The 10,802-nt window shown below is 69.0% G+C and carries 14 protein-coding genes; 5 read left to right on the top strand and 9 right to left on the bottom strand.

What is annotated here, in order from left to right:
* The first annotated feature begins 2 nt into the window (after window positions 1-2).
* On the top strand, window positions 3-389 hold the full coding sequence (locus A5698_RS28950; protein ID WP_068294205.1) for a hypothetical protein: 387 nt from the start codon (window positions 3-5) through the stop codon (window positions 387-389).
* 3 nt (window positions 390-392) lie between these two features.
* Here the strand turns inward: A5698_RS28950 and A5698_RS28570 are convergent, their stop codons facing one another.
* From A5698_RS28570 to A5698_RS10795, 4 genes are all read right to left on the bottom strand, one after another.
* Window positions 393-542, bottom strand: a complete 150-nt coding sequence (locus tag A5698_RS28570; protein WP_156670698.1) for a hypothetical protein — start codon at window positions 540-542, stop codon at window positions 393-395.
* A gap of 90 nt (window positions 543-632) precedes the next feature.
* Window positions 633-1,058 (bottom strand): hypothetical protein, encoded by a 426-nt coding sequence (locus A5698_RS10805; RefSeq protein ID WP_068296258.1) that lies wholly within the window; start codon window positions 1,056-1,058, stop codon window positions 633-635.
* Between the two features lie 77 nt (window positions 1,059-1,135).
* Complete coding sequence (locus tag A5698_RS10800) at window positions 1,136-2,494, bottom strand: hypothetical protein (RefSeq protein ID WP_068296255.1); 1,359 nt, start codon at window positions 2,492-2,494, stop codon at window positions 1,136-1,138.
* Window positions 2,495-2,509: 15 nt separating this feature from the next.
* Window positions 2,510-3,307, bottom strand: coding sequence for a (2Z,6E)-farnesyl diphosphate synthase (locus A5698_RS10795; RefSeq protein WP_067089140.1), 798 nt, complete (start codon window positions 3,305-3,307; stop codon window positions 2,510-2,512).
* 55 nt (window positions 3,308-3,362) lie between these two features.
* Here A5698_RS10795 and trhA point away from each other — a divergent pair, with 55 nt between their 5' ends.
* Window positions 3,363-4,103, top strand: coding sequence for a PAQR family membrane homeostasis protein TrhA (trhA, locus tag A5698_RS10790; protein ID WP_068296253.1), 741 nt, complete (start codon window positions 3,363-3,365; stop codon window positions 4,101-4,103).
* A 7-nt stretch (window positions 4,104-4,110) separates the two neighbouring features.
* Here the strand turns inward: trhA and A5698_RS10785 are convergent, their stop codons facing one another.
* The 4 genes from A5698_RS10785 to mca are packed head-to-tail and all read right to left on the bottom strand — an operon-like array spanning window position 4,111 to window position 7,639.
* Window positions 4,111-4,482, bottom strand: coding sequence for a nuclear transport factor 2 family protein (locus A5698_RS10785; protein WP_068296249.1), 372 nt, complete (start codon window positions 4,480-4,482; stop codon window positions 4,111-4,113).
* Between the two features lie 10 nt (window positions 4,483-4,492).
* Complete coding sequence (locus A5698_RS10780) at window positions 4,493-6,505, bottom strand: thioredoxin domain-containing protein (RefSeq protein ID WP_068296246.1); 2,013 nt, start codon at window positions 6,503-6,505, stop codon at window positions 4,493-4,495.
* On the bottom strand, window positions 6,489-6,773 hold the full coding sequence (locus A5698_RS10775; RefSeq protein ID WP_068296243.1) for a hypothetical protein: 285 nt from the start codon (window positions 6,771-6,773) through the stop codon (window positions 6,489-6,491). Before A5698_RS10775 ends, A5698_RS10780 begins: the two co-directional genes overlap by 17 nt.
* Complete coding sequence (mca, locus tag A5698_RS10770) at window positions 6,770-7,639, bottom strand: mycothiol conjugate amidase Mca (RefSeq protein ID WP_067089569.1); 870 nt, start codon at window positions 7,637-7,639, stop codon at window positions 6,770-6,772. The genes A5698_RS10775 and mca overlap by 4 nt, the downstream gene beginning before the upstream one ends.
* 119 nt (window positions 7,640-7,758) lie before the next feature.
* Between mca and A5698_RS10765 the strand changes: the two genes are divergently transcribed.
* The 3 genes from A5698_RS10765 to A5698_RS10755 all read left to right on the top strand — a co-directional run bounded on the left by A5698_RS10765 (window position 7,759) and on the right by A5698_RS10755 (window position 9,636).
* Window positions 7,759-8,181, top strand: a complete 423-nt coding sequence (locus A5698_RS10765) for a DUF4307 domain-containing protein (protein WP_068296240.1) — start codon at window positions 7,759-7,761, stop codon at window positions 8,179-8,181.
* Window positions 8,182-8,417: 236 nt separating this feature from the next.
* A complete protein-coding gene (gene greA, locus A5698_RS10760; protein WP_067290146.1) occupies window positions 8,418-8,912 on the top strand; it encodes a transcription elongation factor GreA in 495 nt (164 codons plus the stop codon).
* A gap of 55 nt (window positions 8,913-8,967) precedes the next feature.
* Window positions 8,968-9,636, top strand: a complete 669-nt coding sequence (locus tag A5698_RS10755) for a GOLPH3/VPS74 family protein (protein WP_068296237.1) — start codon at window positions 8,968-8,970, stop codon at window positions 9,634-9,636.
* Here A5698_RS10755 and A5698_RS10750 read toward each other — a convergent pair.
* Window positions 9,633-10,796, bottom strand: a complete 1,164-nt coding sequence (locus A5698_RS10750; protein WP_068296232.1) for a cystathionine gamma-synthase — start codon at window positions 10,794-10,796, stop codon at window positions 9,633-9,635. The two genes, A5698_RS10755 and A5698_RS10750, sit on opposite strands and share 4 nt — an antisense overlap.
* Window positions 10,797-10,802 lie beyond the last annotated feature (6 nt).

The raw sequence follows: 10,802 nt of genomic DNA, 5'->3' as shown, positions 1-10,802 counted from the left end.
GACTGCGCGAGTCCAACGACTCGTTCCTGCGTTTCGCATTACGGGCCGACGCGATCGCCAGCGGGCTGATGGGCCTGGCCGGTGTCTTGCTGGCGGGGTGGCTGGCCGAGATCTCAGGGACGTCGGTCGCATTCGAGTACGCGGTGGGCGCTGTCTTCATCGCGTTTGCGATCGGTGTGTTCGCATTCGCCGCCATGCCGTCGGTGAAAGCCACCGGCATCGTGATCGCTGTCGGAAACGTGGCGTACACCGTCGCCACCGTCGTGTTCGTCTTGGCCGACGTCTTCCCGCTGACGACCACCGGAGTCGTGCTGACCCTGGCGACCGGCGTCTACACGTTGGTGATGGCCGAACTGCAATACCAGGGAATCCGCCGCATCAATCGGTGACGGTTACAGCTTGCGCAGGCGCAACCGGTTGATCGAATGGTCGGCGTCCTTGCGCAGGCCCATCAGCCCGCTGGCGATCGCGTCGGCCCGTAATGCGAAACGCAGGAACGAGTCGTTGGACTCGCGCAGTCTTGGCGTGGAGATAGCGGTCATCGTATTTCCTTTCTGGTGGGGTGAGGGGACCGTTCCGGAGCCGACGCCGCAACCTCTGACGACGGCGGCTCCGGACCAGTCATGTGGGGATCACGTCAGGCGACGGATCCCGAGGTATTGAGCCCACGCGAACGCGACGGTCGCGACGGTGAACGCGGCGATGCCCACGACGCCGAATTCGGTCAGCGGCAGCAGGCCGGCCACCAGCACCGCGCTCACGACGACCGCGAACGCGACGTTGCCGGCGAGCACGCCGACGCCGAGGCGCCGAACGTCGGGCACCGCGGCGCCCAGGAACAGCGCGAGGCCGTAGGCGACGAGCGCTGCGCCGGCGATCCACTCGCTGGTGGCCGACAGGCCGCTCACTCGGGAGAGCGGATCGGCGGCCATCACGATGATCAGCCCGAGGCCGCCGCACAGGGTCGCATCGGCGCGCAATGCGAAGCGCAGGAGGGAGTCGGTCCCGACATCGCCGTCGTCGGCGGTGTCGCGGATCGGGCGGGTTGCTGTGGTCATGGCACCGACACTGCTCAGATCCCGCTGCCAGATCGACGCAGAACGCTGCCAGCTACTGCCAACCGCAGGTCACGGGTTCAGGCGTCGCTTCGCGCGGCGACCAGGTTGCCGCGCAGGTCGGCGGCGATCAGCCGCGCCGCCGCGTTCTGCCAGTTGTGCAGCGACCGTTGCGGCACCTCGGTGACGAACCACTGCCAGGCCTGGCGGGCGACGGGATCGAGCCCGGCGGCGGTGGCGTTCTGCGCGTAGGCCCGCACCCCGACGACGTACGGGAAGTACAGCGAGTTGTAGTGGCGCCACTCCTCGGTTGTGCCGAACTCGCCGCCGTCGCGCGGCTTGAGCCGGGCGATGCGCTCGGCCAGCAGCGCCTTGAGTTCCGTCGCGCGTTCCAGCGGCTGATCGGGTGCACCGCGCGCCGCCAACCGGTCGTCGATGATCGGCAACCGGGTCAGCGGGCTGGCGATCAGCTTCGAGAGATCGCCGTAGTGGCCCAGCGCGCGGCGGGTCAGCCGGGCGAACGCCTCCTCGTCGACGCCGTCGAGCGGGTTGTCCTTACGCAGCGGCAGCGCGGCCTCGGTACTGCGCAGCGCGGCGCGGTCGGCGCGCAGGGTCGGCGACCGCGAGAACGCCAACCTGTCGAGCGCGCCGGCCAACGGGTCGGCCAGCACGTTGATCGCGATCGCGACCGCCAGGCTGGTGAACAGCAGTACGGTCAGCGCGGTGTCGTGGCCGGTCACCGCCAACCCGACCAGGGCCTGCCCGCCGAACAACACCGCCACCACCGTCGTCGCCGCGAACGAGCGCAACATGTCGGCGCGCAGCGCCTGTCCCTCGTCGAACGCGTCGCCGATCGCGACCGCCAAACCCAGCAGCGCCACGTCGAACCCCGTCGACGCCAACGCCAGCCAGCTCGGCACCAGACCCAGAGGGATCACCAGGATCGCGTTGCCCAGCGCGAAGAACAACGTCGCGATCACCACGAACCCGACTACCCGACGCGGCTGCGACCGGCGAATCACCGCGTGCACAAGCGCTCCCAGCGACGACAGCGACACCGCCGCGAACATCACCCAATGCCCGGTCCGCAGCGGACCGTCGACGCTTGAAGCCATCGCGGCGCCGACGAACGCCGCCGCGGCGACCGCCGCCACCAAGCCGAGCTCACCCGCGCGGCTGCGCCAGGTGTCACGCGGCCGGGACATCTCGAGGAGCACCGCGAACCATGCGATGCCGGGAACGGCGACGAGGTAGACCTCGATGCGGCCGAGCACGTCGGCGCCGCTGATCGTGCGCACGGCGTCCAGCGCCACCACCGCCGCGAAGCTCGTCAACCCGATCGCGGCCAGAACCAGCACGGGTTTTCGGGGGTCGCGGGCCAGCAGATAGAGCCCCAACCACCAGCTGAGCGCGAAGACCACCGCCGACAGCGCAGCCATGTTCTCAGTGTGGCATCACATTCCGTACCGGCGATGGCGGCCGGTGTAATCGCGCAGCGCGCGCAGAAAGTCGACCCGGCGGAACGCGGGCCAGTACGCCTCGGTGAACCACATCTCCGAATAGGCGCTCTGCCACAACAGGAAGCCCGACAGCCGCTGCTCCCCCGACGTCCGGATGACCAGGTCGGGATCGGGTTGGCCGGAGGTGTAGAGGTTCTCCGAGATCGCGTCGATGGTGACGGCCTCGATGAGCTGTTCACCGGTGCTGCCGTTGGCCAGCTCCTTGGACAGCAGTTGGCGCACGGCGTCGACGATTTCCTGGCGGCCGCCGTAGCCCACGGCGAGGTTGACATGGAAAGTGTGGGTAGGAGCCTCCGACTGCGTCGACCCGACCGCATCGCGCAGCCGGCGCGCCGGTTCCTCGCCGATCAGCTCCAGATCGCCGACCGTGCGCACGCTCCAGTGGTTGGCAGGCGCGCAGATCTCCTCGACGACGTCGGTGATGATCTCGATCAGCGGGGACAGCTCGTCCGGGGCGCGCTGCAGGTTCTCCGTCGACAGCAGATACACCGTCGCCATCTCGATGCCGATCTCCTGGCACCAGCGCAGCATCTCGGCGATCTTCTTGGCGCCCATCCGGTATCCCACGCTGACGTCGTCGTGGCCAAGGTCACGCGCCCAGCGGCGGTTGCCGTCGCACAAAACGGCAATATGGCGTGGCAGTTGGGATTTGGCCCGCGCCAGCTCCTGGCGGAGCCGCAACTCGTACAGCCGGTAGGCCGGCTCTTTGAGGCGCGGGGGAATGAGCTCCACGAAGATCCAGACTACTGTGAGGTTCGATAACCCCCATGGCATTAGTGGAGGTGACATGACGCGATCCATCGACGAGACCGATTCCGACAAGGCGCGCGACCCGCAGAGCAGCCCGGAGGACTTCCCGGAAGCCGTCGTCGACGGTGTCGCCAACTTCATCAACAAACCGCGTGCCCGAGGCTGGATCCACGTCTACGCGGCGGTGATCGCCGCCATCTGCGGCGCCGCGCTGGTGTCGGTCTCCTGGTCGGTGCAGTCCACGCGCGCGGGCATCGCGACCCTGATCTACACGCTCACCATCGTGGCGATGTTCAGCGTCAGCGGCGCCTACCACCGGGTCAACTGGAAGTCCCCGACCGCCCGCAAGTGGATGAAGCGACTAGACCACTCGATGATCTTCGTGTTCATCGCGGGCAGCTACACGCCGTTCGCCCTGTTGGCCCTGCCGGAGACCGACGGCATGGTGCTGTTCTGGATCGTCTGGGGCGGGGCGATCGCGGGCGTGCTGCTCAAGTGCTTCTGGCCGTCGGCGCCGCGGTGGGTGGGCGTGCCGCTCTACATCCTGCTGGGCTGGGTGGCGGCCTGGTTCGTCGGACCGATCACCCACGGCGCGGGGGTCGCCGCGCTGGTGTTGTTGATCGTCGGCGGCGCGCTCTACAGCATCGGCGGCGTGCTCTACGCGCTCAAGTGGCCCAACCCGTGGCCGACGGTGTTCGGCCACCACGAGTTCTTCCACGCGTGCACCGCGGTGGCGGCCATCTGCCACTACATCGCGATGTGGTTCGCCGTCTTCTAGACGTTCCCTAGAGCTGGGTGACGTTCTCCGGGGTCCAGTAGGCCTTCATCGAGGCGATCTTGCCCTCCTCGTTGAAGGTCATGACGCTGATGATCTCGATGCGCATCTTGTTCTCGCCGAGGTCGATGGTCAGCGACCAGAAGAACGCCACCTCGTTTCCGAGCGCGCGCAGCGTGACGACGTCGGCCTGGGCGCCCATCGTGGGCAGCGCGTCGTAGAACCCGCGGATCGCCTCGCGGCCGATGTGCACCTCACCGCCGACCGGATCCTCGACAGTGGCGTCGTCGGCGTACAGCTCGGCGATGTCGTCGGCCTTGCCCTGGGCGGCCAACTCGAGGTAGCGGGTGACGGTCTTGGCGTTGTCTTCCGGCGTCGGCATGCGCCGAACGCTACACGGACGCGCCCAGTGCGGCAGCGAGTTCCAGTGCGGTGGTGACCGGCAGGTCGCACGTTCGGCCGCGGCACACGTGGGCGGCGTCGGCACCGTCGACGCGATCGCGGTCGGTCAGCAGCTCGGACGAGTTCACCGCACCACCGACGACGACAGCCCCGCCCGGCGCGAGCCGCCGCGCGGCCGACAACAGCTCCGACCGCGCCGAGTCGCACGCCACCGCGATCTGGATGGGCCCGCGCACCGCCGCCTCCGCGACCGCGAGCCACTGACCTCCGGAACGCGGCAGCCGGGTCAGGATCGGTGTGGCCGCCGCCAGCGTGGCGTCGGCCGCCGCGGCGTAGCGGTCGGCCCGTTCGGCCGGTACCAGGTGCGCCGCGGTGAGCAGTGCCTCGGCGATCAGCGACGCTCCCGAGGGCGTCGCCCCGTCGAGGGGGTCGGCCGGGCGGACCATCAACGCCTCGGCGTCGTCGGCGGTGTCGAACCACCGGCCGGGGCGCTGCGGGTTGGCGAAGTGGTCGAGCGCGATGTCGAGCAGCGTCGTCGCCGCTTCCAGCCACTGCGGATCGCCGGTCATCTGGTGAACGGTCAGCAGACCGGTGGCCAGCGCGCCGTGGTCCTCGAGGATTCCGGTGCTGTCGCCCACCCGCCCGCCGAGGCTGGCCCGACGGAGCCTGCCGTCCACCACGTGCAGGTCGCAGATCGCCCGCGCGCATCGCGTTGCGGCGTCGAGGAATTCGGGCCGGTCGAGTGCGACGGCGGCTTCTGCCAGCGCGGTGATGGCCAGCCCGTTCCACGCGGTGACGATCTTGTCGTCGCGGCCCGGTTGGGGCCGGGTGAGCCGAGAAGCCAGCAACGCCGCCCGCACCCTGGCGAATCGTTCCGGGTCCTCGGGGTCACGCGGCAACTGCAGCACCGATGCGCCGCGCTCGAAGGTGCCCTCGTCGCTTACCGCGAAAAGCTCTGCCGCCCAACGTCCGTCGTCGCAGCCGAGGACCTCGCGCAGCTGCGCAGGGGTGAACACATAGGTCAGCCCCTCCACCCCGTCCGCGTCGGCGTCCAATGACGAGGTGAACATGTCGTCGGCGCCGAGCTCGTCGATCATGAACGTGGCGGTCTCGGCGGCGACCCTGTGCGCCAACGGATTTCCTGTCCGCCGCGCCCAGTGCGCGTACACCCGCAACAGCAGGGCGTTGTCGTACAGCATCTTCTCGAAGTGTGGGACCACCCAGGCCGCGTCGACGCTGTAGCGCGCGAAACCCCCGGCCAGCTGGTCGTAGATGCCGCCGCGGGCCATCGCCGTGCAGGTGCGCTCGACGGTCTCCGCCGGCATGATGTCGCCGGTGCGCTCGTGGTTGCGCAACAGTCCCTCGAGCAACGCCGACGGCGGAAACTTCGGAGCGCCCGCGGGATTCGTGGCGAACCCGCCGCGGGCCACGTCCTCGTCCTGCAGCACCGCGGCGACGGCGTGGTCGCACAGGGCCGGTTGCAGCGGCGGCCCCCCGCCGGGCAGGCCGGCCGCCATCGACCGCAGCTCCTCGGTGATCCGATCGGACGCCTCCTCCACTTCACCGCGGCGGTTGCGCCAGGTGTCGGTCACCGCGGCCAGCAACTGGAGGAACGTCGGCTTCGGATAGTAGGTGCCGCAGAAGAACGGCCTGCCGTCCGGGGTGAGGAAGCAGGTCATCGGCCAGCCGCCCTGGCCCGTCAGCGCGACCGTCGCGTTCATGTACACCGCGTCGAGGTCGGGCCGCTCCTCGCGGTCGACCTTGATGCAGACGAACGCGTCGTTCATCGCCGCGGCCACCTCGTCGTCGTCGAACGACTCGTGAGCCATCACGTGGCACCAATGGCAGGCCGCGTAGCCGATCGACAGCAGGATCGGTACGTCACGAGCGGCCGCCTCGGCCAGCGCCTCGGGCGTCCATTCGCGCCAGTGCACCGGGTTCCCGGCGTGCTGGCGCAGATACGGGCTGGTGGCCCGCGCGAGGGTGTTAGCCCCCGGGCTCACGCTTCGTCCCGTCGGGCGGCGCCTCCGATTCACTCGGCGCCTGCGCTCCGTCGGACGGCTCGGCGATCTGCTCCGACTCCGGCGCCTGCACGTCGAACGACTTCGGCACCTTGCGCAGCTGCCGGTTCATCGACCACACCAGCAGGAACGTGCCGATCAGGAGCAGCACGACGACCAGAAGGCCGATCGGGCTGGCCTTTCCGAAGTCGGGTCCGGTGTCCCGTGGCGGGTCCTGGGCCAGCATGCCGACGGCGAGCAGCAGGTTCATCGGTCCTCGATCCCGGCGAAGAGGTCGTCCTCGGGCAGCGACACCGGCACCCGGGAGCGGGCCAGCTCGAACTCCTCGGTGGGCCAGAGCCGTTGCTGCCACTCGATCGGGGCACGGAAGAAGTCTCCGTTGGGGTCGATCTGGGTGGCATGCGCGCGCAGCGCGTCGTCGCGCACGGCGAAGTACTTGGCGCACTCGATGCGGGTGGTCACCCGCTTGGCGAAGATGTCGTGGTCGGGGTCCCAGTGCTTGAGCCACTTGTCGAAGGGCCCGACCTCGCCGTGTTTGGCGAACTCGTCCTGCAGCAGTTGCATGCGCTGCCGCAGGAAGCCGTGGGTGTAGTACAGCTTCTGGACGTTCCACGGCTCGCCGGCGTCCGGGAACAAGCGGTGGTCGCCGGCCGCCTCGTAGGCAGCCATCGACACCTGGTGGCACCGGATGTGGTCGGGGTGCGGGTAGCCGCCGTTCTCGTCGTAGGTGGTCATCACGTGCGGCCGGAACTCGCGCACGACGCGGACCAGCGCCTCTGCCGGTTGCTCGAGCGGGACCACGCCGAGGCAACCTTCCGGCAGCGGTGGCGGCGGGTCGCCTTCGGGCAGGCCGGAGTCGACGAAGCCGAGCCAGTGGTGTTCGACACCGAGGATCTCGGCGGCCTTGGCCATCTCGTCGCGGCGGATCTCGGCCATCCGTCCGTGGACCTCGGGCAGGTCCATGGCGGGGTTGAGGATGTCGCCGCGCTCGCCGCCGGTGAGCGTCACGACGAGCACGCGGACGCCCTCGTCGACGTACCGAGCCATCGTGGCGGCGCCCTTGCTGGACTCGTCGTCCGGGTGGGCGTGCACCGCCATCAACCGCAGTTCGCTCAACCTGCTCTGCCTTACCATCGCGCTGTCGTCTCCGGCCATATCAACCCGCGGAGACTTTTCAGTAGTCCCTATAGTTCCAGTTCTGTAGATCTATCCGACCGACGGGCATAGAAAACTAGATGATCGATCGCCCCGCCGCACGCTATGGGCGTCAGCGGCTGTCCCGTGGCCGCCGCCGCTGGATCGTCGTCGGCTTGACCCTGCTCGCCCTCGGCGTGGGTGTGGCGATCGCCGTCGTCGCGTTCGACCGGTTCGAAGGCGAGCCGGTCAAGGGTGAGCTGAGCGCATACGAGCTGATCGACGACCGGACGGTGTCGGTGACGATCAGCGTCACGCGGGAAGACCCGTCCCAACCGGCCGTCTGCATCGTTCGGGCACGGTCCATCGACGGCGCCGAGACCGGTCGGCGCGAGGTACTGATACCGCCGTCGACGCAACAGACCGTGCAAGTGACCGCGCCCGTCAAGGCCACCCGCCAGCCCGTGATCGGCGACATCTACGGCTGCGGGGCCGACGTGCCGCCCTATCTCGTGGCGCCTTGAGATCACGGTGATTCGTCGGCCCAGCAAACGGCGAACTGCGAATTTGTGAAAACCGGTTGACCCTTCGGTGCTACCATGGGCGAGTACACGGTTCCTGCTGGAGCCGTGTATTGCTGCATTTGGTGCTGTGATCGAACGCGCCGACGCGGCAATACACGTCAAGCCCCGGCGCCGTACCACCAGACTTCTTACGCGAGAAGAGCGCGAGAACACGCAATAGACAGGAGCGCGACGACATGACCGATACGCAGGTCACCTGGCTCACGCAGGAGGCATTCGACCGGTTGAAGGCGGAGCTCGACCAGCTGATCGCCAACCGGCCCGTCATCGCCGCTGAAATCAACGACCGTCGCGAAGAGGGCGACCTCCGCGAGAACGGCGGATACCACGCCGCCCGCGAAGAGCAGGGCCAACAGGAGGCCCGGATTCGTCAGCTGCAGGAACTGCTCAACAATGCCAAGGTCGGCGAAGCGCCCAAGCAATCCGGTGTCGCGCTGCCCGGCTCGGTGGTCAAGGTGCAGTACGGCGACGACGAGAACGACACCGAGACCTTCCTGATCGCCACCCGCCAGGAGGGCATCAGCGACGGCAAGCTCGAGGTGTACTCGCCGAAGTCGCCGCTGGGCGAGGCGCTCATCGACGCGAAGGTCGGCGACGTGCGCACCTACACGGTGCCCAGCGGCAGCACGGTCAAGGTGAAGCTGCTCGAGGCCGAGCCCTACCACGCCTGACCGAGGCCTCCGGCTGAATTCGGGTCCGGGGGTGGGGGCGGTTTAGCATCCGCTCATGGCGCAGATCGCCGAGGACCTGTTCCTGCTGCTGCTCGACAACGCGTCCGCGCAGCCCGTTCTCGATCGTGGGCGGCGTGAGCGGGTGCTGGCCGCGGCGGTGCTGCTCGATCTGGCCCTGGCGTGCCGGGTGCGGCCCTCGGTCGACGGCGAGCCGGTCGAACCGGGCCGCCTGATTGCGTTGTCGGTGCCGGGCCCGCCGGATCCGGTGACCCAGCCGGCGTTCGAGCTGTTGCAACGCCGCCCGCTGCGTCCGCGGACCGCGGTCAAGCGGCTGGCCAAGCACACCGAAGGGCAACTCGCCGGCCACCTGGAACGCACCGGGCAGATCCGCCGTGTCCCGTTGCCGGACAAGCGGTTCGGGCACGACTTCGCCTGGCCACTGACCAATCGCAACCGTGCGGGACAGGCCCGTTCGGCGCTGTTGTCGGCGCTGTTCGATCGCACCGCGCCGACGCCGTCCACGGCGGCGATCATCTCGCTGCTGCACGCGGTCGACGGTCTGGGCGCACTACTGAGCCTCAACGACCGCGGGTGGCGGTGGGTGCACGCGCGCGCCGGCGAGATCGCGCTCGGCAGTTGGGTCGACGAGTCCCCGACGGCGCTGCCCGAGATGAACCTCGCGGTCACGGCCTCGGCGCTGCGTCCGGCGCTGCGCAGCGGCTAGCTCAACGCCTGTTCGAGGTCGGCGAGCAGATCAGCGACGTCCTCGATGCCGACCGACAACCGCACCAGATCGTCGGGGACCTCCAGTTGGGAACCGGCCGTCGAAGCATGGGTCATCGCGCCGGGGTGCTCGATCAGTGACTCGACACCACCCAGCGACTCGGCGAGGATGAAAACCTCTGTGCGCGAACAGAACTTGCGCGCGGCCTCCGCCCCCCCGCGCAGCCGCACGGAGATCATGCCGCCGAACCCGGTCATCTGCCTGGCCGCGACCTCGTGGCCGGGATGGCCGGGCAGGCCGGGATAGAGGACGGTCTCGATCGCCGGATGCCCGTCGAGGAACTCGGCGATGACGGCCGCGTTGTCGCTGTGCCGCTGCATCCGGATCACCAGGGTCTTCAGGCCGCGCAGCGTGAGGTAGGCGTCGAACGGGCCCGGCACCGCACCCGCGCCGTTCTGCAGGAATGCGAATGCGGCGTCGAGCTCCTCGTCGTTGGTGAGCAGCGCCCCACCCACCACGTCGGAGTGCCCGCCGATGTACTTGGTGGTGGAGTGCAACACGATGTCGGCGCCCAGCAGCAGCGGCTGCTGCAACGCGGGTGAGGCGAACGTGTTGTCCACCAACACTTTGACGTTCGAGTCCGCCCCGATCTGAGCGATCGCGCTGATGTCGGCGATCGAGAGCAGCGGGTTGGTGGGCGTCTCCACCAGGATCAGCCGGGTGTTCGGCGTGACCGCGGCGCGCACCGCGTCGAGGTCGGCGAGCGAGACGGCCGTGTAGCCGATGCCCCAATTGGTGAAGACCTTGTCGATCAGCCGGAACGTCCCGCCGTACGCGTCGTCGGGCATCACGACGTGATCGCCTGGTCGCAGGATCGCCCGCAGCGCGCAGTCCGTGGCGGCCATGCCCGACGAGAACGCGCGACCGTAGGCGGCCGACTCCACCGCGGCGAGGGAGGCCTCCAGCGCCGCGCGGGTGGGGTTGCCGGTCCTGGCGTACTCGTAACCGCCGCGCAGCCCACCGACCCCGTCCTGCGCGAACGTCGAGCTGGCGTAGATCGGGGCGTTGACGGCACCGGTGGCCAGGTCGGGGCGGACGGCGTGGATGGCCGTCGTGGAAAGGCCGCGAGCGGACAGACCGTGCGTTTGCTTCTCAGACATCACCGC

Origin of the sequence: Mycobacterium sp. E136 (assembly GCF_001666865.1) — a bacterium.
GTDB lineage: Bacteria > Actinomycetota > Actinomycetes > Mycobacteriales > Mycobacteriaceae > Mycobacterium.
The sequence above is the reverse complement of the archived record's forward strand: the minus strand, read 5'-3'. Positions and strand labels throughout refer to the sequence as shown.

What these genes read in the sequence shown, in the direction of transcription:
- trhA (WP_068296253.1), top strand. Translation starts at nt 3,363, where the DNA reads ATGACGCGATCCATCGACGAGACCGATTCCGACAAGGCGCGCGACCCG.
- A5698_RS10765 (WP_068296240.1), top strand. Translation starts at nt 7,759, where the DNA reads ATGATCGATCGCCCCGCCGCACGCTATGGGCGTCAGCGGCTGTCCCGT.
- A5698_RS10785 (WP_068296249.1), bottom strand. Translation starts at nt 4,482, where the DNA reads ATGCCGACGCCGGAAGACAACGCCAAGACCGTCACCCGCTACCTCGAG.
- greA (WP_067290146.1), top strand. Translation starts at nt 8,418, where the DNA reads ATGACCGATACGCAGGTCACCTGGCTCACGCAGGAGGCATTCGACCGG.
- A5698_RS10805 (WP_068296258.1), bottom strand. Translation starts at nt 1,058, where the DNA reads ATGACCACAGCAACCCGCCCGATCCGCGACACCGCCGACGACGGCGAT.
- A5698_RS28570 (WP_156670698.1), bottom strand. Translation starts at nt 542, where the DNA reads ATGACCGCTATCTCCACGCCAAGACTGCGCGAGTCCAACGACTCGTTC.
- A5698_RS10775 (WP_068296243.1), bottom strand. Translation starts at nt 6,773, where the DNA reads ATGAACCTGCTGCTCGCCGTCGGCATGCTGGCCCAGGACCCGCCACGG.
- A5698_RS10750 (WP_068296232.1), bottom strand. Translation starts at nt 10,796, where the DNA reads ATGTCTGAGAAGCAAACGCACGGTCTGTCCGCTCGCGGCCTTTCCACG.
- A5698_RS10800 (WP_068296255.1), bottom strand. Translation starts at nt 2,494, where the DNA reads ATGGCTGCGCTGTCGGCGGTGGTCTTCGCGCTCAGCTGGTGGTTGGGG.
- A5698_RS10755 (WP_068296237.1), top strand. Translation starts at nt 8,968, where the DNA reads ATGGCGCAGATCGCCGAGGACCTGTTCCTGCTGCTGCTCGACAACGCG.